Consider the following 25,818-nt stretch of genomic DNA (forward strand, 5'->3'; position numbering starts at 1 on the left):
TTTCGACTCGTTGGTCACTTCGTTTCATTGAAACCTAATTTGATACCGAAGTATCTAATTTGATTATCATCAACGAGTGCCCACACAGATTGATAGGTTTATATTGTTAAAGAGCGTGCTTTGAAGTTCATCTCAAAGCGGACGGCCATTCTAGCGATTTAAGTTTTAGTGTCAACCACTTTTTTTAAATCTTTTTAAGCACTGGGCTTAGCTAGGTGACCTTGCTAACTCGTTGATTGCTTTGTTTGAAGCCATCCCGTGTCAGCGAGGTGGCATTATAGAGATCCCAACTTGATTGGCAAGCACTATTTGTAAAAAAATTAAGAAATAACGCTTGTTTGGCTCATTAACGCTCAACTCTTTATTTATTCACATTTACCCATAATTAAAGTACAACTTACCCACAGTTTTATGCACATTTTTAAGCTTCGCTTTGTTTAACACGATTGTCATAAACAGAAAAAGCTGCCGAAGCAGCTTTAGAATAAAGAAGAAATGAGGCTAAATGCCTGAACCGTCCTGCTCTACATCATCTTCATGCAAACCACATTCTCTTTTAAGACCAAAAAATCGTGTATCTTCTATTTTCATACCAGACTGCCACTTTTGCGTCGTATGAACATCACCAATCGACACATACCCTTCCTGCTTTAAAGGGTGATAAGAAAGGTTAAATTGCTTTAGGTAGCTTTCTATATCTTGTTCTGTCCAGTCAATGATAGGTAAAAATTTAAATACGCCATTTTGTATAGAGAGAATAGGTAAGCTTGCACGAGAAGGAGACTGTTCACGACGTAGGCCAGAAAACCAAGTGCCCGTATTCAGTTCGTCCAATGCGCGGCGCATAGGTTCTACTTTATTAAGCTTGTTGTACCTTTCAATCCCTTCAACGCCTTGTTGCCATAATTTGCCGTATCTGGCTTCTTGCCAGCTTGCACTATATAGAGAGCGGTAGACTTGCAGGTTGAGCCCAAGTTGCTCGGTTAGCTGATCGATAAACTGATAGGTTTCAGGAAACAGGTAGCCTGTGTCGGTTAAAATCACCGGGATGTCAGGTTTCACCTGGGTAAGTAAATGCAGCATAACCGCAGCTTGCACTCCAAAACTAGATGAAACAACATGACTCCCTTTTAAATTCTTAAACGCCCATGTCACTCTGTCCATCACAGAGAGTTGCTCTAGCTCAGCATTAATCTGTGCCAGTGCAATGACTCTTTCCGCTTTCGTCATCGTGAGAAGCTCATCGAGTTCCAGCGTGGATTCAATTGTATTAAGCATAGAAATCCCTCTTAGATACTTTCACTTCATCAACAACTCCGGCTCGAATAACAAAGTCGCCAAATGCTTCTTTATCTCTTCTCTTTTGCGCCCACTGACCAACAAGCTCATCAATGTCCGTTAAGATTTGCTCAACCGTGATATTTTCTTTGTACATTTTAGGAACACGTGTCCCGGCTTTGTTGCCACCCAAATGTAGGTTGTAACGTCCTGGCGCTTTTCCAACCAGTCCTATCTCAGCCAACATGGCACGACCACAACCATTGGGACATCCCGTCACTCGAGTAATGATGCTTTCTGTTTCTGGAACTTTGTGGTTATCAAGAATGTTCTCAATCTCGCTCACAAAATCGGGTAAGAAACGCTCTGCCTCTGCCATCGCCAACGGGCAAGTCGGAAACGATACACAAGCCATAGAGTTTTGACGCTGTTGGCTGGTCTTCTCATTGACCAGTCGGTAGTCACGAGCTATTTGCTCAATTTCCTTTACTTGCTCAGCAGGGACACCAGCAACTATCAGGTTTTGATTCGCCGTCATACGAAAATCGCCTTGGTGAACTTTTGCGATTTCTGCCACACCGGATTTTAAAGGCTTATCTGGGAAATCTAATAGGCGGCCATTTTCGATAAATAACGTTAAGTGGTGCAATCCATCAATACCCTCAACCCAACCGATTCTGTCACCACGCTCAGTAAACGTGTAGGGACGGCTAGTTTCAAACTTAACACCAGCACGCTTTTGCACCTCTTCCTTGAAAACATCAATGCCGACTCTATCTAGCGTGTATTTGGTTTTTGCATTCTTCCGGTTAGAACGATTGCCCCAATCACGCTGAGTACTCACCACTGCAGCTGCAACATCCAATGTGTGCTCTAAAGGAATAAAGCCAAAATCATCCGCACAGCGTGGATAGGTCGTTGTATCTCCATGTGTCATTGCCAAGCCTCCACCGACAAGCACATTAAAGCCGACCAACTTGCCTTCCTCTGCAATAGCGACAAAGTTTAAGTCGTTAGCATGTACATCCACATCATTGAGAGGCGGAATCACTACTGTGGTTTTAAACTTACGAGGAAGATAGTTATCACCCAAGATCGGCTCTTGGTCCGTCTCTTCAATTTTTTCGCCATCCAACCAGATTTCAGCATAAGCGTTGGTTTTTGGTAATAGGTGCTCACTGATCTTGGCTGCCCATTGGTAGGCTTGTTGATGTAATTCTGATTCCACGGGGTTTGAGGTGCACAGTACATTACGATTCACATCACCCGCGGTAGCGATAGAGTCGATACCAATACTATTTAACGTTTGATGCATTAGCTTAATGTTTGGCTTCAATACGCCGTGAAACTGAAACGTCTGCCTCGTCGTGAGCCGAATACTGCCATAAAGGGATTTCTCTGAAGCGAATTTGTCGATAGCGAGCCACTGCTTTGGCGTAATAACACCACCAGGCATACGAGCACGAAGCATTACATTATGCAGAGGCTCAAGCTTTTGTTTCGCTCGTTCAGCGCGTATGTCTCTATCGTCTTGTTGATACATGCCATGGAACCGGATCAACTGAAAATTATCCGAGGTGAATCCACCCGTCACCGCATCTTTGAGATCTTCACTAATCGTGCCACGTAAAAAGTGACTTTCTCGCTTAATGCGCTCGTTATCAGAAAGTGGGCCTAGGGTTTCTCCAAGGACTTCTTGTTGCTCTTGCTTGCTCATTTAGTACACATCCTTCTGGTAACGCTTGTTCTTGCGCAGATCATTAAAAAACGTTTGGGCTTGCTCTTCAGACAGACCACCTTGTTCTACGGCTATATCAACCAAAGCCTGATGAACATCTTTGGCCATTTGGTCGGCGTCGCCACATATATAGATATGTGCGCCGCTATCAATCCAACGCCATACTTCTTCGGCTTGCTCCAAGAGTCGATGTTGAACATAGACTTTTTGCTCTTGATCACGGCTAAAGGCCACATCTAATTTCGTGAGTAACCCTGACTTCAACGCGCGCTGCCATTCTGATTGATATAGGAAGTCTTGTGTGAAGCTGCGGTCGCCGAAAAATAACCAGTTAGCTCCTGTTGCATCTCGACTTTCTCTCTCTTGCAAAAAGCTTCGAAAAGGCGCGATGCCAGTTCCAGGGCCAATCATGATAATTGGGGTATCATCACTTTCTGGCAATTTGAAATGATTGTTGGCTTCGACAAAGACTCGTACATCGCCGCCCTCTTCAAGTCTTTGGCTAAGGTACCCAGAGGCTCCGCCTTGTCGAATGTCACCGCCATGAGCGTATTCCACTACTCCAACAGTCAAATGCACCTCTTCTTCGACTTCGGCTTGGCTTGACGCAATAGAATACAGACGTGGGGTGAGACGCCTAAGCATTAACACTAACTGCTGTGCAGATAATTTTGTTTTCTTGGTGGCTAACACATCAATGATTTGGGTTTTACTGCTGTACTCGCGCAGTGCGGCTTTATTTTCTGTTAATTTAAGTAGTTTTTTGCTCTCCGACACTTGCGCATATTTGTCGACAAACTGAGGGTTAGCCGCCGTGATTTCGTAATGACGAACCAGCGCGCTGTGAATCGACAGGCTCTCACCGTCGACTTCGACACTCTCTACACCAGAGAGTCCAACTTGAGACAGGATATCATTGGCAAGTTTTGAGCTGTTTTCATACCAAACCCCTAAGGAGTCACCAGGTTGATAAGTGATGCCTGAATCTTCCAAATCGATTTCGATATGACGGACATCTTTACTCGAATCACGCCCAGTAATTTTTTGATTGGTTAATAGTGTTGCTTGGTAAGGATTGTGCTTGCTGTATTCCACCGTTGAGGTCGACTGGTTAACAGGAAGTTGAACAACATCAGCAGGCTGCACTGCGAGTTGCTCCTGAACCACACTAAGCGCTTGCGCTGTCCACTCTTCTACGGGCGCATCGTAATCCACGTCACAGTCGACTCTATCGATAAAAGATTGAGCCCCTAGTTTAGATAAAAAAGCATCGAAGTCTTTTCCTGTCTGGCAGAAAAATTCATAGCTAGAGTCACCTAAACCAATCACACCATATTGCAGCTTATCGAGTTTAGGAGCTTTCTTTGACTGTAAGAACTCATGCAGTTCTAATGCGTTATCTGGCGCTTCTCCTTCACCATTGGTCGAGGCCACAACAATTAGATGAGACAGTTTGGCCAACGATTTTCCTTTAACGTCACTAGCGTCCAGCAAATTCGTGCTGATGCCAAGTGACACCGCTTGCTTTTCTAAGGCCTCAGCGACACCTTTGGCATTACCTGTTTGCGAAGCAAATATAATTGTCAGCTTTTTATCCGAGGTCACCACTGACTCCGATTCAGCCGTAGGGAATTGGGACTGAGATAATTCACCAGAGTTTGCTTGGCTCATTCCCCATAAATACCCACTCACCCAAGCGAGCTGCTGTGACGACAATTCACCAATAGAGTGTTGCAGTTGACTTAGCTTTTCTTCATTGATTGGCAGACTTAACTCTGTGGCTTCACTAGGTTTACCATTACCCAGTGGCATTTTTGGTGAAACAGACATGACCAGTACATCCCTCAATATTGCGTGGGATAAGCTTAAACACTGATTGTCATAACTAGAAAGAATAGAACGTAATGTTTTATAACTTTTTGGAAGGAAAATAGGTGAAATCTACAGCAGATATTATTTATAGCTTATTTGGATTCGATCCTCACTTGTTTAAAGCCGACAGCCATGGCCGACTTTGATGCTAAATCTAGATCACCATAATGGCATTCTTCTCCATGGCTATCAGTGAGTAATACAAAACCACCTCTGGTGTGGCGAAACTCCACAATCCAATTACCTTCCTCGGCTGAAGGTTCAATAATCGCCTCTACTAGCTGATTGTCTCGGTAAAGATTTCTAAGCTCAGTGATCGTCATACTAATACCAACATAAATACACCCGCGTATTAAGCATGGTTCAAAATGCTGGAAGTGCTACATTTTTACCTTTTATATAACGAAAAAGTATAAGTTTTGATCAATCAGAAAAAAGAAATTTTATTCAACTCGAACAAAATCAGAAGCGGATCTCAGTTCCTAGGAAATAACCATCGACAAAGACGAACGACTCTGTGGTTGATGATGGCACCAATTCAGAAAACTCTAGATCGATAACTCGATAGCCACCTCTGAAGGATATCGACATGGAATCGAACGGTATTTCATAACGCAAGCCAGCAATAAAATCCGTTGATTTGATGCCATTCATATTCCCAACTTCAAACTGACCAATGATGTGCCATTCACTCTCAGGAATATTGATCTCAGCGTAAGAATACAGATTGACCGTAAAGTCGTTAAACTCATACGCCGTTGATGAACCAGCTCTTCTATAGTGAGTGTCTGTATATTGAGTACCTGTTATCCCCACATCGAAAGTCATTAGCTCGTGGCTGACAACATTGTAATAAAGCGAAAGATCATGTTTATCAAAGGCACTAAAATTGCCGCCATCAACCGAGGTGTAACGGTAACTAATATCGGGCAACGCCGAGCGGCTTGGGTGGTAAGCTATATAAACACTAGGGGAATCCGCGTCATCACGGCGGGTATTATCAATTTTAGTGCTTCCCCACCAGATATCGGTACCAGCTTTAAATGCATAAGGAGAGTCAGCGAATGCTGAAGGAATAACTGCTAAAGAAACGACCGCACTTGCGAAGGCCGCGAATGCTACTCTATCCATGTGAATTATGCTCCAAGACGAAAAGTGAACTACATCAGCTCATTACACATTGGACAGTAACCTATTCCATTTAGCAAATAATGTTTAATCAGGCAGTTAACGAACGTGAGCTAGGCACGAATCTTATTAAAAAGGACCACACCAACAACGGCCAATATCAACCAAGGTAGCATTTTAAACGCAACACCTATCAAAGCCAGTACAATGGTCACCGCCAATGCCACACCCATGGCCGCAAAAACGGTGACTGCCGTAATGCCTGTCACGACCAAAGTGGCGCCAAAAATTAATACAAAGACAATTTCAAACATCGAATTACCTCCATCATCGTATACGATTGTTCACTGAGAATATTAACTGCATAAAGCGAGCCAACGCACCTATCACAGCCTTAACATAATGTATTTAAAGAGAATAAAAAAACGAGAACAATCTAAATTCCCGCCTTTTTATCAACTTGGTAAAAATAACCACCCGCTTTAGGTAAATTTCACACATTGAGCTCTTTTGGTATTTTCGCTAATGCCGCTTCTACCACTGCTATCCCAGAGCCTGGTTTGTGAGCATTTTCACTTATATAGCGACGCCACTGACGTGCGCCTGGCATATTCTGAAATAACCCCAACATATGCCGTGTGATATGACCAAGATATGCGCCTTCGGACAATTGCTTTTCAATATACGGATACATTTCCTCAACAACCTGAGTACGCTTTTTTATCGGAGCATCAGAGCCAAACAGTGTCTGATCTACCTCAGCTAGCATATAGGGGTTCTGATACGCTTCACGACCAATCATCACGCCATCAAGCTGAGTCAGGTGCTCTGATGTTTCATCTAAAGACTTAATCCCACCGTTTACGGCAATCACCAAATCAGGGAAGTCGCGCTTGATTTGATACGCTCGGTTGTAATCTAGAGGCGGTATTTCACGATTTTCTTTCGGGCTTAAACCGGTTAACCAAGCCTTTCGTGCATGGATGGTAAACTGCTCACAACCGCCTTTCTCCGCTACTGTCGAAACAAAGTCCGTGAGAAATTGATACGAATCCAATTCATCAATCCCTGTGCGAGTTTTTACCGTGACTGGGATATCAACCACACTCTTCATTTCAGCAACACATTCCGCCACCAGCTCTGGCTCTGCCATTAGGCAAGCACCAAATCGACCATTTTGGACCCGATCTGATGGACAACCAACATTCAGATTTACCTCATCGTAGCCACGTTGCTCAGCTAACTTGGCACAATGGGCCAAATCTTTCGGATTAGAGCCCCCTAGCTGAAGAGCTAGCGGATGTTCTTCTTCATTATATTTAAGAAAGTCGCCTTTACCGTGAATTATCGCGCCTGTCGTCACCATTTCGGTATACAGAAGCGCCTGTGAAGAGAGCAGTCGATGGAAGTAACGACAGTGGCGATCAGTCCAATCGAGCATGGGTGCAACCGAGAAGCGTTGCATGACAAATTTGCTTGTAGATTCTTGATTAGACACTGTAAAACCTCATCGTTGTTACTATCATCTTTGCAAAGGGATCCTTTGAAAAAAGCGCGGATTATACACTGATCAGCGCAAACATTAAGAAAAAAGAACAGCGGCAAAAGAAATGTCTCTCACTACATAAAATGCGCTTCGTTGCAATGAAACTCCCAATAACTCCTCTATATAGATTGAAATTTGCTCCGGCACTTGCATCACCTCTGAGCTATCTTTAATCACAAAGGGCAAGGTAATTGCGCCGCTAATCATCGAATCAACATACTGCGCCATGTGTTCTATTTTGTTTCGGTTGCTACCCGTTGGTAGAGTAAGGTCACCCATGATCCTAAACCTCCATAATGTGTACCGAGTCTGCTGCATCGCCCGTGATGACTAGCTCTGCGCGTGTCGAAAGTTCTAACCGCTCTCCCTCCTCTAGAGAAAAGTCACCAGCAACCCAAATACTTTGTGAGTTGCTAGCACCTGCTTTTATTACCACTTTTTGCCTTGTTAGATTCTCTGCAATGGTCAATGGCAAATTGCCTTGTTGGGCAGAAATACTGTTGCTAACTTTTTGCGCAATCTCTTGGTTTGCTGCGATTTCTATGGCGGGTAACTAACTCACTTCTACAGACTGATTTTCCACAATCCGAGATGAACTATAGGCTATCTTTTCTACCATTATAACTATGTGACAAACGACAAAGTGAGGTTTAGTATGTTTCCCTCTAATCAGTCCAATTGAATATCTATGACACCAAGTACAGCAGCAGCTCATTATTCTCTAAATAAGTTTTCCAGCCACCAACTAGTCGATCTAGCTAACACTTGGCTTGAGGAAAGCATATTTACGGACTCAATAAACTATTTAGCTATGGCAAAAGATCCTGTGATGGCAGAGGTCGCACCGCTATTCGAAAGCTCGATATCTGAACTAGGACTTTCCATTCCTTCTAGAATTGATGCGGCTATCTATCTGGCTATTGAAACCGCAGAAAATATGCTTTCTGGAAACACTGATTTGGTCGAAGGCGCTAGTTATCTCTACTGGAATATACACCATGAGATCACTGACGTGTTACCTGATAAAGAGCACATCGGTACCAACCTTGGCTTGGAATACGTTTTTTGTTGGCTTAGAGAAATATGGGATTGTCGCGATGGTTCTCACATCAATTATTATCAAGACTTACCCCGAGAGCAGGCTAAAGAAAAGTTTATAGAGCACCTTCGAGAAGAGTCAGAGAAATGGCTTACTCACATCAAAAGTCAAAAAGGCTCTATACAATGACTTATATAAACTCTAATGAGTGCGACGAATGCGGAAGTAAATTTGACACATCAAAATCTGAAATGAAGCACCTTTGTCCCGAATGTTCTCATTACCTCTACGATTACAAGAACTGCTCGCATGTAATGGAAAATGGCAAATGCTCGATATGCCAGTGGGATGGCTCCACGAGCCCATATATTGATAAAATTAAGCGGCTCGATAACCAATAAGTGTTAGCTAGTAAGATAAAACGACTAATTTACATGAATTTTATGAGTCAAACAAAGTCTTATAGCCAAAGCTCTAGTGCATAGTTTAGAGCTAGCAGATATAGATTTATATGCAGTAGAAATAAGCTCAGATAGAAGATACGCTTTTTGTATAGTTTCCCTAAGTCTTGTCCGTCAATTCGACTCTCGTGATTTAGGTTTTGAACAAGCAGGCTTAGCAATAAATGTTATTTGGGCTTTGGTAGTCAACTAGGTTGATAACCCCTCAACAGCTTCTCCAGCGACCAATTTTGAATAACCTTCAAGAGCTATACCTGAACTGGGACAAGAGATTCCCAATCCCATCTTAACAAGCAGATATTTTGTTTCGGTTGCTACCCATTAGTAGAGTAAGGTCACCTATGATCCTAAACCTCTATAATGTATACCGAGTCTGCTGCATCGCCCGTGATGACTAGCTCTGCGCGTGTCGAAAGTTATAACCGTTTTCCCTCCTCGAGAGGAAAACCACCAGCAACCCAAATACTTTGTGAGTTGTTAACACGTTTATCAGCAGAGCAAAGCTTTCTACCACACGTACCAGTCCTCACGCATAGAAACTTCCTCCTAAAAGCGGAATAATAAGTAAACAAAACACACCGAATTATGAGACATATGTATCATATGAAGTAAATACATCAATGCGGGTCACATCAACCTATAGAGATATTGGTTCCATTTTTACATAATGCCAACTCAGAAAAACATTATTATTATCAAATAACTCAGTAGGTTAGACTATGGCTTCTCCAGCATACATGACAATTATAGGCTCAACTCAGGGCAACATTACAGACAGATACCCCTAGTCGATTAGAATCTAGCAAACAACGATGATTTATATCCCAACTTTTATATTCATACCGCCCACGATAGTTATATTTTACTTAAGTCGGAAAGCGGGTAAAGCATTAAAGCCAGCTCCAAAATGGGTTGTTTTCATTTATATGATGTTCACAATTTCCGTCGGAGGCGTTTATATGATTCTTGTAAAACGAATGGAGTTCATGTCTTTCGCCGTCAGCGATATTGGATCTTTTTGGGCACTAATTATGGCATTGATTCAGTGTTACTTTACTGTGCCGTATATTAACTTTCGCACCGGTGAGCGTAAATAGCTGATTAAACCCTGCTGCTCAGCCATACAAAGGAGCGCTATCATCCTGAAAATTGGTTCTCACCTACCTGATGCTTTCTCATTTGACAGTGTACCAGTTCAATATATACACCAGCGATTGAAAAAGAGACAGTAAATGATTTTTATATCTGGATACATATTATTTCCTGCATCCATAATACTATTCTACTTGAGTATAAAAATAGGGAAAACATTAGAAAAAAGACCCAGGTGGATTGTAATTATGTACATGATAGCCATCGTATTTGTTGCTGGTTTCTACATTGCTTTAGCAAAGAATATGACTTTTTTATGGTTTTCTGTCAGCGTCCTTACTTCATTGTGGTGCCTACTGATGGGAATTATTCAATGCTGGGCAGCTAGGTATATCAGGTGGAAGTCGTAAACTATAGCTCGTATAGCGGTCATAATAAACAAAAAGATTTGAATTACGCGAATTAAAGTGTTGAAGGCAAAATTCTTCTCTAACTTATTGGTGGTAAGATCAATAGGTTCAGAACAACGAACAAAGGCTAACAAGTGACCACTCTATCATTTTTTGATGTATTCGTAATCACCACTATATTGCTTTTATTGAGCCGAAAAATTGGCCACAAGGTATCTCAATCTAATTGCAAATGGTGCATGATTTTATATACATTCAGCAATGCAATAATAATCCTTTCCTACGGATATGTTGTCGATGACGGCTCTATTTTTAATATAAAACTGAGTTCCATCGCATCCTTGTATGTTATTTTCTCAGGTACTGTTTACGCCATTACCACTTCAAAGTATATGTTTTTCTACAAATGTAAGTGAAGTTAATATCTTTCACTTAATTTAACCTAAGAACAGTTTAATAAAAACTCGGGATAAAGGTTGTGATTAATTTACCATTCCATATCGTATTTATTCTCTCTTTTTATGGGGTTCTTATCCCTAGTGGGAGTCTTTATTTTATAAAGGTAGGCGACTTAGCATCACTGTACTGCTTACCTGCTGCATTTATCCATGCCGCATTCAATTCAAAGTTTATTTTTTCGTATAAAAATAACGCATTCTAAAAGGAGAAAATTCATGTTGAACTTCACACAAAAACATTTTCTTATCACAGGTGGTACAAGCGGTATTGGCCTATCCACTGCAAAAATGATTCTTGAACAAGGTGGCTATGTCACTGTGACTGGGAGAAACCCTCAGCGCTGTACCGCAGCACAGAGAGAGTTGGGAGAGCATGCCAAAGTACTGCAAAATGATGCGTCTCAGACCGATACAGGAGAGCGCTTGGCCAACGCGTTAAATCCAGACGATAAACTGGATGGACTATTTTTAAACGCAGCAGTGGCAGACATTGCTGCTTTAGAGGAGGTGAATGAAGATAGCTTTAGCCAGATCATTGACACCAATGTTCGAGGACCATTTTTGCAGCTTGCTGCCTTAAGTCGCTTTCTTAAAAAAGGTGCATCTGTTGTTGTCACAAGTTCAAGTTCTGTATACGAAGGTGCCGCTATGACAAGCGTTTACGCTGCATCAAAAGGGGCGATTTCAGCCGCAGTACGTTGCTGGGCTAGAGAGCTGGCACCAAGAACGATAAGAGTGAATAGCCTATCTCCAGGTCCTATTGAATCAAACTTCAGAGATTTTCTTCCCAATAGTATCAAAGAAGATTTTGAACGTTCTGTCGTTGACCAAGTCGCACTGGGGCACATTGGCTCTTCTGAACAAGCAGCTAACGTTGCGTTGTTCTTATTGTCGGATAGTGCGTCATTTGTCACAGGCAGCGAATATGCGGTAGATGGTGGCCTAATCATGCGTTAATTGGCTACCAAACTCATAGTAAGCGCACTATTTAGTGTGCTTACTTAATGCGATATATTATGCACTGAAGCAAAATCCTCTACGTTAGAACAGTGGAATTCAACCCAAAAATCACGTCCACCACTTCACGTAAGCTATCCGCATGATAACGATATTTTTCCTGATCCGCTGGCCAAGCCATAAACCCCCGCACCCAAATCGGTGTCATGCCGACAGCTTTAGCCCCAGCGTAATCATTCACAGGATGATCGCCCACGTAGACAGCATGTTCAGCTTGGCAACCCATTTGCTCAAGTGCAGCATAGAACACCCTAGCATCTGGCTTGCTAATGCCAATGTCCTCCGAGGCAAGAATACTGTCGAAATAGTCGGTGATTCCTAATGCATTGATCTTCCGGCGCTGAACGTCACTATCGCCATTGGTGATCACTCCAAGTGTAAATCCTGCGTTTTTCAACTCCTCTAGCGCTTCAACAACGTAAGGCATTGGAGAGGGATTAGAAGGAAACCAAGTATCCCAATGTTCAAATAGAGCAGATTCGGTAGGGGCAGCTTGTGACCAGATATCCAGTTGGCGGATCTGCCGACAACGGGCATCGTGCCCACTGTAGCCCCCATTGTCCGCCACTACTATTCTCTCGTACAAAGACATGGGAGAAATAGAAGAACAAAGGGAGTCGGCGAAATCCAGTAAAAACCTATCTACATAGGTTAGAATTGAGTCGTTCCTATGGGTTAAGGTATTGTCTAAATCAAATAGTACACATTTCATTGTTCCAATCACCTATGGAGTAAAATTAGCTTTCGGTCAGTTACCTATAGTAACGACGACTGCGAGCACCGATTGCGGCGTAATCCTAGTTTGATCAGTTAAAGTGTTCGATATGTACCACTAAACTATAAATGGTTTGATGGTCGGAACAAGCTCATACTCAATATTATGTTTAGGTACCACCGCATGGGCCCCGAGCACTGTAGCAGCTCTTAATGAAGTGTTTGGACCAAACTGACTAAAACCTGCTGAAATAGCCACAATTGGCACATTGTAGTTTTCTTTGATGTATTGAATTAGCTCGTAACCATCCATATCTGGCATGACGATGTCGGTAACCACCAAATGGAAATACCTCTGTGCCAACTTTTCTTGGGCTTCAATTGCACTCAGGCAAGAAGTGATGCTGACCACCTCGTCGAACTCACTTTTAATTAATCCTTCAAGCATCGTCAGACATGACGGAGAATCATCGACAAGCAGCACATTCTTTTGCATATTTTCACCACGCAACACATAAGAAATTAAACTCATAATGTATTGCGTGTGTTAATCGATTTCAATAATTTTGATCAATTAAAATAGGGGCTCGACTGAAACGTTGTGAAAGTGTGTCATTCATACATGAAAAGTCATGGTAGCCATGATTATTCGAGGTTAGGTTTGTATTTTTCATAGTGTTTATCGATGACCCCCTCTTGTCTAAGCTCATCTAAGGCCTTTTGCAATACCTCGATTAATTGGGGATCGGTGTCTTTGTTAAAACCAAAGTATCCCCCTGTTGTCGGAGGGGTAAGATAAAACACCACTTCATAATTTTTAGGATTCATGCCTAATTTTTTCATCACGTAAAAAGCATTCATCATGTTGTAAGAAATGGCAGACACGCGATCATTTTTGAGCATTCCGAACAACTGATCTGTGGTATTGACGCGGTGTAACGCTTTTGGGCTTCCGCCAATTTGCAGAAAAAACTGGCCCGTTGCCCCTTTATTCAGTGCACCAATTTTATTGATACTCCCCACACTTGCCTTGGTAAATTCCTGATTCACATCATCGATAGAATCAAATCGATAATGTTTGTCTTTTTTCGCAAAAATAGCCGTGCGCTTGCCCGTCTCTAACGGTCCCACCCACAAGATACCTAACTTCTCCCTTTCCGCTGTTCTAGCCATTGAAAACAAGGCTGTATTCGGGTCAGTATTTAGATAATGGTAACCACGAGCCCAGGGCAGAACTCGGATATCTTGTTTGGTTTTATTGATGCCCACTTTCACCCACAAATCCAACAGTACATCAACATAAAAACCCTTGAGCTCACCGTTTTCGGTGTAATTCCAGGGTGGGTACTCTTCCGTATACCAATTTATATCGTTAACTGAAGCACTTTGCGCGAGACCGCTACAAAATATAATAAGGAAAGTGAGAAGCTGTTTCATAGTCAATCAAAGTCGTGAATCCACTTTGAGTATAGACTAGCGGCTGTACACAAAGAGGGAATCGCCTAACGGCAATAACCTCAGGTAACTTTGAATACTCTCTAGGGCATGCCCTAATTAAATTCAGCCAGATTGGGCTTGGTGGTTGCTAATAAAAGGGCCATTCCAACAAGCAAAGTGATGACAATGCTAGATACAGAAAAAATCGCCAGCGCGTGGCTATAAGCACTCAATAACACCATGAAAACATAAGTCAGATATAACGCCCATTTTTGCCAACACCACAAGCCAATGAACAGCACCAACGCAGCTAAGCCTATACCTGACAGAATATACAATGAGGATTGCTCGATGGGTCCGTTGATGCCGATACTATGAGTCAGTCGCGCAAGAAGCCGAGTATAGAAGATCCCTTGTAGCAAGGTCACAACACTGAGTAATGTTCCGGCTACCAAAAAGATATATAATCCTAGTCCTCTTTTCTTTATTTTACTGCTCAACATACTTTCACATAATTTTCATCAAAACTGTTAAAGAATAGAGTACAAACTAAATAAGAAGTTTCACTGTTCTCCATCAATTTCTCCTAAAAAATATGAATGATTTAAATCAAACACTTTTCCTGCTTATCAATGCACCTGCTCACCCAGCACATTTTATGATTGAGCTGGCCATATTTTGCGCAAAGTATTTAATTCTCTTGTTCCCCCTCATCATGGTTATTGGTTGGGTAAAGGGATCAGAAAACACGAAAAAGTTATTTTTTATGGCGGGTATGTCTGCCGTTCTAGGCCTGATCGTTAACGTTATTTTTGGCTTGGTCTGGTATCACCCTCGCCCCTTTGCCATTCACTTAGGCACTAACTTCTTACCCCATGCACCTGACTCGTCATTCCCAAGTGATCATCTCACTTTTATCTGGGCAGTGGCGATAAGCCTTAGCCTATCACGCAGCACACGCCCGTTAGGCTTACTGCTTGTATTGCTCGGTCTACCTGTTGCTTGGGCGAGAATTTACTTAGGTGTGCACTATCCCTTCGATATGTTGGGCGCTTTCATTGTGGCTTTGGCAGCTGCCATACTCTGTAAAGAAAAAGCGGCCCTGATAGTTGAGCCGTTATTTCGACGTGCGATGACAATATACCAGCGCGTACTTAGCTTGGTGTGCCCAAAAGCCAAGTAATCGTCGCCACATGTCTGCATGCTTAGCGAATATGAGTTACGCTTTTAGGTAAGTTCTCAACGTCTTTCATATTCGCTAACATTGGAACAAGGATAGGTTATGCTCGAATGGATTCCTGCCATCATATTATTTATTGCCGTGGTTGCATTGAGTAATGTGTTTTTAAAAATCTTCGAGATGTTCAAAGAGCACCAAGCCGCTTCTCGCTTTGAACAAGACTTTAGGCATGCTGTCACGCAATCCACCCCCGATTGGTCGGACATTAAACACATCGCCTCAACCCGAGATCTTGCCTTAGCCGATGCAATTCGTGTCATTAAAAATTGCCACCGCGATATTCTCGTCGGCGGGAATAAAGAACTGTCGGAAGAAAGAGATCTGATTAAAGGCTACATCAAACGTTTTGAAGAAGAAGAGCCTTTTGAAGGCCTACCAACTGAAATTAGAGCTCACCTAGAAAGGCTAAGAGGGCTATTAAAAGGCAATGAGCAGCTACTAGATCCTATTACAACGCACCTTAAAGAAACCATTGAGATCAGCGAGAAGAGACACAAACAGCAACGCCGATATACCGTGGGTGGGTTTGTTGTTGGGTTGTGCGGAATCATCGTAGCAATTTTCCCATACGTGATTCAAAACCCTTAGTTGAGCATCGATAGAGCACGTGCTGATGAGGGCTGAAACGACCGTGAATCCTAACCCAGATGTTCTGCTTGGCTATCGTTTTGCCGAGAAATCAGGTAATTTATCAGCAGAGCGAATGATGACTTGAATAATAATTTCTCTATCTTAAAACGAAAATTATCGATAAATAGTATATTATTATATAAGTCCAATAGTTATGGTGATAAATTTGGACCAACAACAAATTCAACAAGTTGAAGAGATATGTGCAAAACGTGGCGTGAGGCTCACCCCGCAAAGAAAGATGGTGTTTGAACTTATTTGCTCATCTAAAAAGGCGTCAAGCGCTTATGAGCTACTGGAAGAACTAAAGAAAACAGAACCGCAAGCAAAGCCACCTACGGTTTATCGAGCGTTAGATTTTCTTCTGGAACAGGGATTTATTCACCGTGTTGAATCAACGAACAGTTTTATTTCTTGCTGTATTGGCAATGCACATAAGCACTTCTCTCACCTTTTAATTTGTGATGTATGCGGCAATGTCACCGAGGTGCAAGATGATAATCTCGTATCATTGCTATCGAAAAACGCGGAACAACATGGCATTCATGTAGCAAACCATGTAATAGAATCTCATGGGGTATGCCAAACATGTTGCGTTAACACAAAGGACTGAAGTAAAAAGTATGCGAGCTGAATTTGTAAATCCGTTTTTAGCCTCTTTAATGAATGTACTAAAAACCATGGCTTCTTTAGAACTTAAGCCGCAGAAACCACGAGTGAAGAAAGATGAAATTGCACGTGGCGATGTTTCTGGATTGATAGGGATGGTCGGTGATAAAACTCGCGGTTCCATGTCTATCACGTTCGATGAAAACCTTGCTCTGCAAATCATGCAAAATATGCTGGGAGAAAGACCCGCAGGTGTGAATGAAGAAGTCACCGATATGGTTGGTGAGATTACCAATATGGTCACCGGTGGGGCAAAGCGTATTCTCGCCGAAAGTGGATTCGATTTTGATATGGCCACGCCTGTGATCGTATCAGGTAAAGGACACACCATTCGCCATAAGTGTGAAGGCTCAATCATCATCATGCCATTCTCATCTGAATGGGGGAACGCCTTCATCGAAATTTGCTTTGAATAGATGCCTTACGTTATTCAATTGTTTTAAAAAAGGGCAACGCATGCCCTTTTTTATTTTTTGAACCATTGCTTATAAAAAATGGCTTACAAACGATAAGCTTTAAACGCATTAATTAAGCCATTGGTTGAGCTGTCATGACTAGAGACTGATTCGTCACCCGCAAGCTCTGGCAATATTTGATTGGCCAATTGCTTACCAAGCTCTACACCCCATTGATCAAAGCTGAAGATATTCAGAATCGCACCCTGAACGAAAATCTTATGCTCATACATGGCAATCAAGTTACCTAGTGTGCGAGGCGTAATTTGCTTGACGAGAATGGAGTTGGTTGGACGATTACCTTCAAACACTTTGAATGGGACCAAATCCGCCACTTCTTGTTCTGATTTGCCTGCTTTAGCAAACTCTGCTTTCACCGTTTCTTCAGACTTACCAAACGCCAAAGCTTCTGTCTGAGCAAAGAAGTTAGACATGAGTTTTGAGTGGTGATCAGAAATTGGGTTATGGCTGATTGCTGGCGCAATGAAGTCACACGGAATCATTTTCGTGCCCTGGTGAATCAACTGGTAGAACGCATGTTGGCCATTGGTGCCTGGCTCACCCCAAATGATTGGTCCAGTTTGGTAAGTGACGGCCTTGCCATCACGATCAACATACTTACCGTTCGACTCCATGTTGCCTTGTTGGAAATAGGCCGCAAAGCGATGGAGATATTGATCATATGGCAAAATTGCCTCAGTTTCCGCACCGTGGAAATTGTTATACCAAAGACCAATCAGTGCCAGAATCGTCGGGATGTTGTTTTCTATCGGCGTTTCCATGAAATGTTTATCCATTTCATGCGCGCCTTCTAGCAGCTCAACAAAGTTATCGTAGCCAACAGAAAGTGCAATCGAAAGACCAATCGCAGACCACAAAGAATAGCGACCGCCAACCCAATCCCAAAACTCAAACATGTTATTGGTGTCGATACCAAATTCAGCAACGGATTTTGCATTAGTTGATAGTGCTGCAAAGTGTTTCGCCACTTGAGATTCATCTTGCGCAGAGGCTAAGAACCAGTCGCGCGCGGAGTGAGCATTGGTCATGGTCTCTTGAGTGGTGAACGTTTTGGACGCGATTAGGAATAACGTGGTTTCTGGGTCGACCTTTTTCAATGTTTCCGCGATATGAGTACCGTCAACATTGGAAACAAAATGCATGTTCAAATGATTTTTATAAGGTGCTAGGGCTTCTGTAACCATATAAGGGCCCAAGTCAGAGCCGCCGATACCAATATTCACCACATCCGTAATAGCTTTGCCTGTATAGCCTTTCCAATCTCCTTCAATGACGCGAGTGGTGAAAGATTGGATCTTTTCCAATACCGCATTGACCGCAGGCATGACATCTTCACCACCCACTTCCACCGGGGTATTACTGCGATTGCGCAATGCAGTATGTAATACGGCTCGGTCTTCCGTTCGGTTGATAGCTTCACCACTAAACATGGCTTTGATCGCACTGCTCAATTGAGTTTCATCAGCTAGAGCGAATAGGTGCTTGAGCGTATCTTCATTGATCAGGTTTTTGGAGTAATCGACTAAGATATCTGAGCCAAAGCTTGCAGAGAATTTCTCAAAGCGTTGGGTATCTTCAGCAAATAGTGCCTTAAGATCCATATCTTGAGCTGATTCAAAATGTGCAGTCAGTGCCTGCCACGCTTGAGTTTGCGTTGGATTAATATTTTTCAACATGATAACTATCCCGATAATTGAGTAGGCTTGATCTTGCTCTGCGCACAGAGGCTTAAAACAGATCCGGCTTTCAGATTGAGAAAATCTACTATACCCAAACCATCGAACCCTACAGAGCTCACCGAATTTGGGTATCAGCGCCACGAAAAAGCAGCGATGCGTGTAATTTATTTTCATGGTTTATTATGTTTGACCACAATACCACCATACTTGAGATAAATCACATTAGTAGAGGGTATTTTACACTGACAACGCTGCAAAATGACATCACAATAGTGAGGTAAAACCTAGTTTGCTGTTATTGAAGGAAGAATAATCCATGTGGATACAAAAGTATGTCCAGTTGCCCGCTCATTCGCGCGGCTTTCACCTGGTGACGAATGAAATTGAACAACAGATCCCCGAGATAAAAGCGCTTTCTGTGGGAATATTACACCTATTTATCCAACACACTTCAGCCAGTCTCACCATTAATGAAAACGCCGATCCGACCGTGCGAGAAGACATGGAAGCGCATTTTAATCACTATGTACCAGAAAATGCGCACTACTATCAGCACACGTTTGAAGGGCCTGACGATATGCCGGCTCATATCAAGAGCTCAACGCTAGGGTGTAGCGTGTCGATCCCCATCACTAATGGTCGACTCGCCTTAGGAACTTGGCAAGGTATTTATTTGGCAGAGCATCGCAACCATGGAGGCAAGCGTCAGCTCGTCGCAACGCTACAAGGTGAATAACGTCAGACGAAAAACAGCAAAGAGGGCAGATTTGCCCTCTTTGCTGTTGTTAACTTGTGTGGGTATAGACTTAATCTAGATAATTCATCTCTACGCGAGAGGTCAGTTTCGTCACCAATTCGTAGGCAATCGTGCCGATATGACAGGCGACTTCTTCTGCAGGTAGTTTATCTCCCCACAAAATGGCTTCGTCTCCCACTTCATCCTCAGAGTCAGGGCCTAGATCAACGGTCAGCATATCCATGGATACCCGACCAGCAATCGGCACTATTCGGCCATTAACCAGCACTGGCGTACCATTTGGTGCTGTCCGCGGATAACCATCACCATAGCCTATAGCAATGACTCCTACCTTGGTATCCCTTTGGCTGGTCCACACTGCGCCATAGCCCACGCTTTCTCCCGCTTTCACTGTGCGAACCGCGATCAAGTGCGAAGTCAGAGTCATGACAGGTTTATAACCCAACTCTGTTGCTGTTTTATCAGTAAATGGTGAGACGCCATACATAATGATGCCTGGTCTCACCCAATCTAAATGACTGTCTTTCCATGCCAATAATCCAGCCGAAGCGGCTAGCGAGCGTTCACCCTGAGCATTGCTGGTTAATGAGTCGAACAATATCATTTGATCTTTTGTCACTGAGCTCTCCAGCTCGTCTGCACAACCAAAATGACTCATAAAACGCAGCGGCTTGGCGACATTTGTACAATCGTTTAACCTTTGTACAAATTCAGCATACTGCTCTGGCCTAACTCCTAACCTGTGCATACCACTGTCTACTTTCAACCACACCATCACTGGTGTATCAAGATCAGCACGTTCTAGCGCTTCAAGCTGCTCAATACAATGCACCACAGTTTGGATATTGTTTGTCACCAAAACGGGAAGATCCGCCAAAGAATAGAAGCCTTCAAGCAATAAAATCGGTTGGACCACACCACTTGCTCTGAGCTGCAGGGCTTCCTCAATACGGGCGACACCAAATGCGTCCGCTAGCTTGGCGTGAGCGGCAATATGGCGAAGCCCATGCCCATATGCATTGGCTTTTACCACCGCCATGACTTTGCTGTTTGGCGCTTGCTGCTTTATTTTTTCTAGATTGAACTGCAACGCTTGTAAATCGATACAGGCGGTCGCGGCCTTCATATAACTCATTGCATTACTCATCATCAAACGCAGGGCCAGCGTAGTTATCAAACCGAGAGAAGTGCCCTTGGAACGTTAGCCGCACTGAGCCTATCGGGCCATTACGCTGCTTACCAATGATAATTTCTGCTATGCCTTTCAAGGAACTCTCAGGGTTGTATACTTCATCTCGATAAATAAACATTATCAAGTCTGCATCCTGCTCAATCGAACCTGATTCACGAAGATCTGAGTTTACCGGACGTTTGTCAGCACGTTGTTCGAGAGATCGATTTAATTGTGATAATGCCACCACGGGAACGTTAAGTTCTTTAGCTAATGCTTTCAATGAACGGGATATTTCGGCGATTTCTAGCGTACGGTTATCCGATAGTGAAGGCACGCGCATCAACTGAAGATAGTCGACCATGATCATGGATAAACCCCCATGCTCACGCGCAATCCGCCTCGCTCGAGAGCGCACTTCAGTGGGCGTTAAGCCTGAGCTATCATCGATGAACATGTTTTTCTTTTCCATTAAGATGCCCATTGTCGACGAAATACGAGCCCAGTCTTCGTCATCCAGCTGACCTGTTCTGATCTTGGTCTGATCCACCCGTGATAGAGATGCAAGCATCCTCATCATGATCTGTTCTGACGGCATCTCCAGCGAAAAAATAAGGACTGGTTTATCCTGCACCATAGCGGCATTTTCACACAAGTTCATCGCAAAAGTGGTTTTACCCATCGATGGTCTCGCTGCCACAACCACTAAGTCGGAGCCTTGTAAACCAGCCGTTTTCTTATTTAAATCCGTAAAGCCCGTATCCACCCCAGTCACACCATCTTGTGGCGATTTATACAGAAGTTCGATGCGCTCAAGGGTTTTTTCCAGAATGTTGTCGACACTTTGCGGGCCTTCGTTGTCGTTCATCCTCTCTTCGGCAATCGCAAAGACTTTGCTTTCAGCTAGATCGAGCAGATCTTCTGAACTTCGACCTTGAGGATCATAACCCGCATCGGCAATATCGTTCGCCACGCCAATAAGGTTTCGAACTAATGCTCTTTCCGCGACGATGTCTGCATAAGCGTTAATATTCGCTGCACTTGGTGTATTTTTGGCAAGGTCGGCTAAATAAGCGAAACCACCGACATCTTCAAGCTGTTCCCTTTGTTCCAAATATTCCGATAAGGTGATAAGGTCAAGGGGTTTGCTGTCTTCAAGGATGGATTTCACCGCCTCAAACACTAACCGATGCGGACGACTATAAAAGTCTTGGCTCAATACTCGCTCTGATACTGTGTCCCAACGTTCATTGTCGAGCAATAAGCCTCCGATGACAGATTGTTCTGCTTCGAGAGAATGCGGTGGTACTTTTATTGCGTCGACTTGTGCATCTGCTGCATTACGTTTGGATTTTTTTGCTTGTTGGGTTTCAGCCATGACCTTACTCAATAACTTTTAGTGACCGTCCATTATAGCTTGAAACAGGAAATTGTAATCAGCTAGATAGATTTATATGAAATGCGAAGCCCGACTAGGGTATATTCTAGCGTGCTATCGTAAAATTAACCTCGGCCTGACCGAGTTTAAACCGCATACTATTAGCATTCTACATTCGATTTACATAAGGAAAAAGAAATCAGTGCCAAAGTATTGGTTGCTTAGTCTGGGCATTCTCGCAACGTCCGTTGCCCATGCCGACGAACCTGCTCCTAACACTACCGAGATAAAGATCCCCTCTGCTTGGAAGACCGGGGTTGAATTTGGCTATCAAGAGCGCTCTGGTAATACCAACTCACGTACTCTCAATACCAAACTCGGCGGTGAATATACCTCAGGTCGCTGGCGCTCTAAAGCAAGCTGGGCATACTATTTAAACTACGACGACGGCGTAGAAGATAAAAGGCAGTCCACTTATGAAGCGCAAAGCGATTATAAACTCGGCTCTAAGTCATTTCTTTACGGCAGCTTTAAAGGTGTCGACTCAAAGTACAGTGCCTACTATCGTGATGATACGCTCTCAGCAGGTTTTGGTTATCAGGTTTTTTACACCGATACTTATAAACTGGAGCTAGAGGCAGGCCCGGGTTATCGCTATCAAAAACCCAATTTAGATGAAATTGGCTCCAGTGACATCATATTCCCAACCACGGTCGAAGAGCCGATATTTCGTAGCAATGTCAGCAGCAGTTGGCAGGTGCTAAAAAGCTTGAAGCTGAGTGCCAACGTGACGGTAGTCACTGGTAGTAGCAACACGAGTCTAGATACCGTGCTAAGCGCGACGCACGACATCACCAAAAACATTGCATTGAAGATCAGCCACACACGAAATTATCATAGCCGAGTGCCTGCAGGATTGGCCAAAGCCGACAGCACATTAAGTGTCAACCTAGTCTTCAATTTCTGACCCTACTCAAGAAAAACGCATAAAAAAAAGCACTGACCGAAGCCAGTGCTTTTTTACGCTTAGAGCTGATATTATTCAGCAGCAACCACTTGTAGGTTAACTGTAGCAAATACTTCAGAGTGAAGTTGAACGCTGATTTCGAACTCACCAGTGTTGCGTAGCGCACCTTCTGGTAGACGAACTTCGCTTTTAGCAACTTCAACACCAGCTGCTGTGATAGCATCAGCGATATCGCGAGTACCAACAGAACCGAATAGTTTGCCTTCATCACCTGCTTTAGAAGCAATAACAACTGCTTCAAGAGCGTTAACTTTCTCAGCACGTGCTTCAGCAGCAGACAGTTGCTCAGCAACTTTTGCTTCTAGCTCAGCACGACGAGCTTCGAACATTTCTAGGTTAGCTTTAGTCGCCATAACCGCTTTACCTTGAGGGATAAGGAAGTTACGAGCATAACCAGACTTAACGTTTACTGAATCGCCAAGACCACCTAGGTTACCGATTTTATCAAGTAGAATAACTTGCATTGTTTAATCCTCTTTCTTAATAAAACTCGCCGATTACTGATGCTTGTCAGTGTACGGTAGTAGAGCTAGGTAGCGAGCACGCTTGATAGCGCGAGCTAGTTGACGTTGATACTTAGCGCTTGTACCAGTGATACGGCTAGGTACAATTTTACCAGCTTCAGTGATGTAGTTTTTAAGAGTTGCTACGTCTTTGTAATCAATCTCTTGTACGCCTTCTGCTGTAAAACGGCAGAATTTACGACGACGGAAGAAACGAGCCATGGGCTATCTCCTGATCTTAAATTTGAGTAATGTTGTCGGCATGTAACACCAGTTTTGACTGACCATTTCGGCTCGTCTGGTAAGCAACAAAACCACTTACCGTAATGCTACTGCCTTGCACTAAATGTTGAGTAAATTCGTTTGACCTTTGCCCGCTGATTATCACTGGCATACGACAGTACACCTGTCGCGATAGCCCAGCTTCTAATACCGTGGAACGATGCTCTAACCAAAATTGGCAGTGCTCAATACCACTAGGGCTTTGGCTTCGAACGGGAGGCTTAGTAACGATGCCACTTAGCTCCATTCGATTGGTCATTGACTAAATTACTCAGCAGCTGCTTCTGGCTTAGCTTCAGAACGCTCTTCGCGACGAGGAGCACGCTCTTCTTTTTGCTTAAGCATGATAGATTGCTCTGTAACTGCAGCTTTAGTACGCATAATCATGTTACGTAGAACCGCATCGTTGAAACGGAAAGCAGTTTCCAATTCATCGATAACAGCTTGGTCAGCTTCAACGTTCATTAGAACGTAGTGAGCTTTGTGAAGCTTGTTGATTGGGTAAGCCATTTGACGACGACCCCAGTCTTCTAGACGGTGGATAGTACCGCCAGCTTCAGTGATAGAACCAGTGTAACGCTCGATCATGCCAGCAACTTGCTCGCTTTGATCTGGGTGCACCATGAATACGATTTCGTAATGACGCATGTTTGCTCCTTACGGATTATTCAGCTTCCACAATTGGCTCGGTCGTCCAGAGGAAGCAAGGAACTAAAGTTAAGTGACCGAGAATTAAGGAGGTCGAATAGTACAGAATTAACGCAATAGGATCAAGGGAAAAGTCACAGTGAATGGGCAATATCACCAGGTAAGAAAAGGGCCAGCCATCTCGGCTGACCCATTATTATCTTACTCGGTGATTAAAAATCAGTCCTCGTCGACAAACTGAGCTTGCAAGTAGTTTTCAATGCCTGTCATTTCAATTAGGCCTAGCTGAGTTTCCAGCCAGTCTACATGCTCTTCTTCATCTTCTAATATGTCCTGGAACAAGTCACGTGAGACAAAATCTCTCACACTTTCTGCGTAAGCAATCGCTTCTTTTAGATCAGGAATCGCCATCATCTCGAGTTTAAGATCGCATTCAAGCATTTCTTTGGCATCTTCGCCGATCATCAGTTTGCCGAGATCTTGTAAATTGGGTAGACCTTCTAAAAATAAAATACGCTCGATAAGCTCATCGGCATGTTTCATTTCATCGATAGACTCATGGTACTCTTTGTCCGCTAAGTGTTTGAGTCCCCAGTCCTTATACATACGAGCGTGCAAAAAATATTGATTGATTGCAATCAGTTCGTTTGCAAGCACTTTGTTTAGGTGTTGAATGATTACTGGATCGCCTTTCATTGCTGACTCTTCCTTCTTGTTATTATTTATATAACTGTAGAAGGAAATACTAATGAGTCAACGAGACGAAATAATGACGAGATCTTATATTGCTTGTTTAAGCTGATTTATTGTGGTGTCGGTCAGGATTTCTTTTGTGTGTTTCACACATTTACCACACTGGCTGCCTAGGGCCGTGCATTTCTTGATTCCACGGATGTCCGTTACCCCATGTTCTATCACTAATTTTTTTATCTCTTTATCAGAGATAGCATGGCAAATACAAACGACCATCGTTAATCCTAATCAACTGAATACAACCAATAATATAAACGATAATTGTTATCATTGGCAATTAATGCCTGTTTATTATTTAGACCGATTTGTTATAAAAATAATATTGATATAAATGTAAAAAAGGGAAGCTAAACGCTTCCCTTTTTCATGTGCGAAAATCGCTGTGATCTTAACTAAATATTAGTCAAAGATCTTA

General features: G+C 43.1%; 31 protein-coding genes. 9 read left to right on the forward strand and 22 right to left on the reverse strand.

Annotation, left to right across the window (positions count from 1 at the left end):
• Positions 1-501: 501 nt before the first annotated feature.
• The 9 genes from M9194_RS20790 to M9194_RS20830 form a co-directional block, all read right to left on the reverse strand.
• Positions 502-1,278 (reverse strand): phosphoadenylyl-sulfate reductase, encoded by a 777-nt coding sequence (locus M9194_RS20790; RefSeq protein ID WP_250614621.1) that lies wholly within the window; start codon positions 1,276-1,278, stop codon positions 502-504.
• Positions 1,271-2,995, reverse strand: coding sequence for an assimilatory sulfite reductase (NADPH) hemoprotein subunit (gene cysI, locus M9194_RS20795; RefSeq protein WP_250614622.1), 1,725 nt, complete (start codon positions 2,993-2,995; stop codon positions 1,271-1,273). The genes M9194_RS20790 and cysI overlap by 8 nt, the downstream gene beginning before the upstream one ends.
• Positions 2,996-4,828, reverse strand: coding sequence for an assimilatory sulfite reductase (NADPH) flavoprotein subunit (locus M9194_RS20800; protein ID WP_431769439.1), 1,833 nt, complete (start codon positions 4,826-4,828; stop codon positions 2,996-2,998).
• 152 nt (positions 4,829-4,980) lie between these two features.
• Positions 4,981-5,211, reverse strand: coding sequence for a hypothetical protein (locus M9194_RS20805; RefSeq protein WP_250614624.1), 231 nt, complete (start codon positions 5,209-5,211; stop codon positions 4,981-4,983).
• A 139-nt stretch (positions 5,212-5,350) separates the two neighbouring features.
• Positions 5,351-6,019 carry a TIGR04219 family outer membrane beta-barrel protein gene (locus M9194_RS20810; protein WP_250614625.1) on the reverse strand — a complete coding sequence of 223 codons (669 nt, stop codon included), beginning with the start codon at positions 6,017-6,019 and terminating at the stop codon, positions 5,351-5,353.
• 110 nt (positions 6,020-6,129) lie between these two features.
• Complete coding sequence (locus M9194_RS20815) at positions 6,130-6,330, reverse strand: envelope stress response protein PspG (RefSeq protein WP_250614626.1); 201 nt, start codon at positions 6,328-6,330, stop codon at positions 6,130-6,132.
• A gap of 179 nt (positions 6,331-6,509) precedes the next feature.
• A complete protein-coding gene (gene dusA, locus M9194_RS20820; protein ID WP_348772073.1) occupies positions 6,510-7,514 on the reverse strand; it encodes a tRNA dihydrouridine(20/20a) synthase DusA in 1,005 nt (334 codons plus the stop codon).
• An 84-nt stretch (positions 7,515-7,598) separates the two neighbouring features.
• The gene (locus tag M9194_RS20825; protein ID WP_250614627.1) at positions 7,599-7,841 is read right to left on the reverse strand and encodes a hypothetical protein; all 243 of its coding nucleotides are present in this window, start codon (positions 7,839-7,841) and stop codon (positions 7,599-7,601) included.
• Between the two features lie 4 nt (positions 7,842-7,845).
• Positions 7,846-8,031, reverse strand: a complete 186-nt coding sequence (locus M9194_RS20830) for a hypothetical protein (protein ID WP_250614628.1) — start codon at positions 8,029-8,031, stop codon at positions 7,846-7,848.
• A 219-nt stretch (positions 8,032-8,250) separates the two neighbouring features.
• Here M9194_RS20830 and M9194_RS20835 point away from each other — a divergent pair, with 219 nt between their 5' ends.
• From M9194_RS20835 to M9194_RS20845, 3 genes are all read left to right on the forward strand, one after another.
• Positions 8,251-8,790, forward strand: a complete 540-nt coding sequence (locus M9194_RS20835; protein ID WP_250614629.1) for a hypothetical protein — start codon at positions 8,251-8,253, stop codon at positions 8,788-8,790.
• Positions 8,791-10,021: 1,231 nt separating this feature from the next.
• Complete coding sequence (locus M9194_RS20840) at positions 10,022-10,159, forward strand: hypothetical protein (RefSeq protein ID WP_250614630.1); 138 nt, start codon at positions 10,022-10,024, stop codon at positions 10,157-10,159.
• Between the two features lie 1,079 nt (positions 10,160-11,238).
• On the forward strand, positions 11,239-11,979 hold the full coding sequence (locus tag M9194_RS20845) for an SDR family oxidoreductase (RefSeq protein WP_250614632.1): 741 nt from the start codon (positions 11,239-11,241) through the stop codon (positions 11,977-11,979).
• A 79-nt stretch (positions 11,980-12,058) separates the two neighbouring features.
• On the opposite strand, the gene M9194_RS20850 is transcribed toward M9194_RS20845, so the two are convergent.
• The 4 genes from M9194_RS20850 to M9194_RS20865 form a co-directional block, all read right to left on the reverse strand.
• Positions 12,059-12,751, reverse strand: coding sequence for an HAD family hydrolase (locus tag M9194_RS20850; protein ID WP_250614633.1), 693 nt, complete (start codon positions 12,749-12,751; stop codon positions 12,059-12,061).
• Positions 12,752-12,871: 120 nt separating this feature from the next.
• A complete protein-coding gene (locus M9194_RS20855) occupies positions 12,872-13,285 on the reverse strand; it encodes a response regulator (RefSeq protein WP_250614634.1) in 414 nt (137 codons plus the stop codon).
• Positions 13,286-13,398: 113 nt separating this feature from the next.
• On the reverse strand, positions 13,399-14,190 hold the full coding sequence (locus M9194_RS20860) for a substrate-binding periplasmic protein (protein ID WP_250614635.1): 792 nt from the start codon (positions 14,188-14,190) through the stop codon (positions 13,399-13,401).
• Positions 14,191-14,303: 113 nt separating this feature from the next.
• The gene (locus M9194_RS20865) at positions 14,304-14,693 is read right to left on the reverse strand and encodes a hypothetical protein (RefSeq protein ID WP_250614636.1); all 390 of its coding nucleotides are present in this window, start codon (positions 14,691-14,693) and stop codon (positions 14,304-14,306) included.
• A gap of 92 nt (positions 14,694-14,785) precedes the next feature.
• On the opposite strand from M9194_RS20865, the gene M9194_RS20870 reads away from it, so the two are divergent.
• The 4 genes from M9194_RS20870 (at position 14,786) to M9194_RS20885 (ending at position 17,145) form a co-directional block, all read left to right on the forward strand.
• On the forward strand, positions 14,786-15,373 hold the full coding sequence (locus tag M9194_RS20870) for an undecaprenyl-diphosphatase (protein ID WP_250614637.1): 588 nt from the start codon (positions 14,786-14,788) through the stop codon (positions 15,371-15,373).
• Positions 15,374-15,472: 99 nt separating this feature from the next.
• Entirely contained in the window at positions 15,473-16,018 is a 546-nt protein-coding gene (locus tag M9194_RS20875) for a hypothetical protein (RefSeq protein ID WP_250614638.1), read from the forward strand.
• Between the two features lie 196 nt (positions 16,019-16,214).
• Positions 16,215-16,673 (forward strand): zinc uptake transcriptional repressor Zur, encoded by a 459-nt coding sequence (gene zur, locus M9194_RS20880; RefSeq protein ID WP_250614639.1) that lies wholly within the window; start codon positions 16,215-16,217, stop codon positions 16,671-16,673.
• Between the two features lie 10 nt (positions 16,674-16,683).
• Entirely contained in the window at positions 16,684-17,145 is a 462-nt protein-coding gene (locus tag M9194_RS20885) for a chemotaxis protein CheX (RefSeq protein ID WP_250614640.1), read from the forward strand.
• Positions 17,146-17,228: 83 nt separating this feature from the next.
• Here the strand turns inward: M9194_RS20885 and pgi are convergent, their stop codons facing one another.
• Entirely contained in the window at positions 17,229-18,881 is a 1,653-nt protein-coding gene (pgi, locus tag M9194_RS20890; protein ID WP_250614641.1) for a glucose-6-phosphate isomerase, read from the reverse strand.
• 319 nt (positions 18,882-19,200) lie between these two features.
• On the opposite strand from pgi, the gene M9194_RS20895 reads away from it, so the two are divergent.
• Positions 19,201-19,620 (forward strand): secondary thiamine-phosphate synthase enzyme YjbQ, encoded by a 420-nt coding sequence (locus tag M9194_RS20895; protein WP_250614642.1) that lies wholly within the window; start codon positions 19,201-19,203, stop codon positions 19,618-19,620.
• Positions 19,621-19,690: 70 nt separating this feature from the next.
• Here M9194_RS20895 and alr read toward each other — a convergent pair whose 3' ends face one another.
• Both alr and M9194_RS20905 read right to left on the reverse strand, forming a co-directional pair.
• A complete protein-coding gene (gene alr / locus M9194_RS20900) occupies positions 19,691-20,767 on the reverse strand; it encodes an alanine racemase (protein ID WP_250614651.1) in 1,077 nt (358 codons plus the stop codon).
• Positions 20,768-20,780: 13 nt separating this feature from the next.
• Positions 20,781-22,190, reverse strand: a complete 1,410-nt coding sequence (locus M9194_RS20905; protein WP_250614643.1) for a replicative DNA helicase — start codon at positions 22,188-22,190, stop codon at positions 20,781-20,783.
• A 202-nt stretch (positions 22,191-22,392) separates the two neighbouring features.
• Between M9194_RS20905 and M9194_RS20910 the strand changes: the two genes are divergently transcribed.
• Entirely contained in the window at positions 22,393-23,157 is a 765-nt protein-coding gene (locus M9194_RS20910; RefSeq protein ID WP_250614644.1) for a DUF481 domain-containing protein, read from the forward strand.
• Between the two features lie 71 nt (positions 23,158-23,228).
• Here the strand turns inward: M9194_RS20910 and rplI are convergent, their stop codons facing one another.
• The 6 genes from rplI to M9194_RS20940 form a co-directional block, all read right to left on the reverse strand.
• Entirely contained in the window at positions 23,229-23,681 is a 453-nt protein-coding gene (rplI, locus tag M9194_RS20915; protein WP_250614645.1) for a 50S ribosomal protein L9, read from the reverse strand.
• Between the two features lie 33 nt (positions 23,682-23,714).
• A complete protein-coding gene (rpsR, locus tag M9194_RS20920) occupies positions 23,715-23,942 on the reverse strand; it encodes a 30S ribosomal protein S18 (protein ID WP_000090471.1) in 228 nt (75 codons plus the stop codon).
• Positions 23,943-23,958: 16 nt separating this feature from the next.
• Complete coding sequence (gene priB / locus M9194_RS20925) at positions 23,959-24,261, reverse strand: primosomal replication protein N (RefSeq protein ID WP_250614646.1); 303 nt, start codon at positions 24,259-24,261, stop codon at positions 23,959-23,961.
• An 8-nt stretch (positions 24,262-24,269) separates the two neighbouring features.
• Positions 24,270-24,650, reverse strand: a complete 381-nt coding sequence (gene rpsF / locus M9194_RS20930) for a 30S ribosomal protein S6 (protein WP_250614647.1) — start codon at positions 24,648-24,650, stop codon at positions 24,270-24,272.
• 219 nt (positions 24,651-24,869) lie between these two features.
• Positions 24,870-25,346 (reverse strand): bacterioferritin, encoded by a 477-nt coding sequence (gene bfr / locus M9194_RS20935; RefSeq protein ID WP_250614648.1) that lies wholly within the window; start codon positions 25,344-25,346, stop codon positions 24,870-24,872.
• An 84-nt stretch (positions 25,347-25,430) separates the two neighbouring features.
• Positions 25,431-25,619, reverse strand: a complete 189-nt coding sequence (locus M9194_RS20940; RefSeq protein WP_250614649.1) for a (2Fe-2S)-binding protein — start codon at positions 25,617-25,619, stop codon at positions 25,431-25,433.
• Positions 25,620-25,818 lie beyond the last annotated feature (199 nt).

The sequence above is a fragment of the Vibrio sinus genome (assembly GCF_023634645.1).
Lineage (GTDB): Bacteria > Pseudomonadota > Gammaproteobacteria > Enterobacterales > Vibrionaceae > Vibrio > Vibrio sinus.

What these genes read in the sequence shown, in the direction of transcription:
- rplI (WP_250614645.1), bottom strand. Translation starts at nt 23,681, where the DNA reads ATGCAAGTTATTCTACTTGATAAAATCGGTAACCTAGGTGGTCTTGGC.
- cysI (WP_250614622.1), bottom strand. Translation starts at nt 2,995, where the DNA reads ATGAGCAAGCAAGAGCAACAAGAAGTCCTTGGAGAAACCCTAGGCCCA.
- M9194_RS20810 (WP_250614625.1), bottom strand. Translation starts at nt 6,019, where the DNA reads ATGGATAGAGTAGCATTCGCGGCCTTCGCAAGTGCGGTCGTTTCTTTA.
- M9194_RS20790 (WP_250614621.1), bottom strand. Translation starts at nt 1,278, where the DNA reads ATGCTTAATACAATTGAATCCACGCTGGAACTCGATGAGCTTCTCACG.
- M9194_RS20855 (WP_250614634.1), bottom strand. Translation starts at nt 13,285, where the DNA reads ATGAGTTTAATTTCTTATGTGTTGCGTGGTGAAAATATGCAAAAGAAT.
- rpsR (WP_000090471.1), bottom strand. Translation starts at nt 23,942, where the DNA reads ATGGCTCGTTTCTTCCGTCGTCGTAAATTCTGCCGTTTTACAGCAGAA.
- M9194_RS20815 (WP_250614626.1), bottom strand. Translation starts at nt 6,330, where the DNA reads ATGTTTGAAATTGTCTTTGTATTAATTTTTGGCGCCACTTTGGTCGTG.
- M9194_RS20940 (WP_250614649.1), bottom strand. Translation starts at nt 25,619, where the DNA reads ATGGTCGTTTGTATTTGCCATGCTATCTCTGATAAAGAGATAAAAAAA.
- M9194_RS20875 (WP_250614638.1), top strand. Translation starts at nt 15,473, where the DNA reads ATGCTCGAATGGATTCCTGCCATCATATTATTTATTGCCGTGGTTGCA.
- M9194_RS20835 (WP_250614629.1), top strand. Translation starts at nt 8,251, where the DNA reads ATGACACCAAGTACAGCAGCAGCTCATTATTCTCTAAATAAGTTTTCC.
- M9194_RS20850 (WP_250614633.1), bottom strand. Translation starts at nt 12,751, where the DNA reads ATGAAATGTGTACTATTTGATTTAGACAATACCTTAACCCATAGGAAC.
- bfr (WP_250614648.1), bottom strand. Translation starts at nt 25,346, where the DNA reads ATGAAAGGCGATCCAGTAATCATTCAACACCTAAACAAAGTGCTTGCA.
- rpsF (WP_250614647.1), bottom strand. Translation starts at nt 24,650, where the DNA reads ATGCGTCATTACGAAATCGTATTCATGGTGCACCCAGATCAAAGCGAG.
- priB (WP_250614646.1), bottom strand. Translation starts at nt 24,261, where the DNA reads ATGACCAATCGAATGGAGCTAAGTGGCATCGTTACTAAGCCTCCCGTT.
- M9194_RS20840 (WP_250614630.1), top strand. Translation starts at nt 10,022, where the DNA reads ATGATTCTTGTAAAACGAATGGAGTTCATGTCTTTCGCCGTCAGCGAT.
- M9194_RS20845 (WP_250614632.1), top strand. Translation starts at nt 11,239, where the DNA reads ATGTTGAACTTCACACAAAAACATTTTCTTATCACAGGTGGTACAAGC.
- M9194_RS20860 (WP_250614635.1), bottom strand. Translation starts at nt 14,190, where the DNA reads ATGAAACAGCTTCTCACTTTCCTTATTATATTTTGTAGCGGTCTCGCG.
- M9194_RS20805 (WP_250614624.1), bottom strand. Translation starts at nt 5,211, where the DNA reads ATGACGATCACTGAGCTTAGAAATCTTTACCGAGACAATCAGCTAGTA.
- M9194_RS20865 (WP_250614636.1), bottom strand. Translation starts at nt 14,693, where the DNA reads ATGTTGAGCAGTAAAATAAAGAAAAGAGGACTAGGATTATATATCTTT.
- M9194_RS20895 (WP_250614642.1), top strand. Translation starts at nt 19,201, where the DNA reads ATGTGGATACAAAAGTATGTCCAGTTGCCCGCTCATTCGCGCGGCTTT.
- M9194_RS20885 (WP_250614640.1), top strand. Translation starts at nt 16,684, where the DNA reads ATGCGAGCTGAATTTGTAAATCCGTTTTTAGCCTCTTTAATGAATGTA.
- alr (WP_250614651.1), bottom strand. Translation starts at nt 20,767, where the DNA reads ATGAAGGCCGCGACCGCCTGTATCGATTTACAAGCGTTGCAGTTCAAT.
- M9194_RS20905 (WP_250614643.1), bottom strand. Translation starts at nt 22,190, where the DNA reads ATGGCTGAAACCCAACAAGCAAAAAAATCCAAACGTAATGCAGCAGAT.
- M9194_RS20825 (WP_250614627.1), bottom strand. Translation starts at nt 7,841, where the DNA reads ATGGGTGACCTTACTCTACCAACGGGTAGCAACCGAAACAAAATAGAA.
- pgi (WP_250614641.1), bottom strand. Translation starts at nt 18,881, where the DNA reads ATGTTGAAAAATATTAATCCAACGCAAACTCAAGCGTGGCAGGCACTG.
- M9194_RS20870 (WP_250614637.1), top strand. Translation starts at nt 14,786, where the DNA reads ATGAATGATTTAAATCAAACACTTTTCCTGCTTATCAATGCACCTGCT.
- M9194_RS20800 (WP_431769439.1), bottom strand. Translation starts at nt 4,828, where the DNA reads ATGCCACTGGGTAATGGTAAACCTAGTGAAGCCACAGAGTTAAGTCTG.
- zur (WP_250614639.1), top strand. Translation starts at nt 16,215, where the DNA reads ATGGTGATAAATTTGGACCAACAACAAATTCAACAAGTTGAAGAGATA.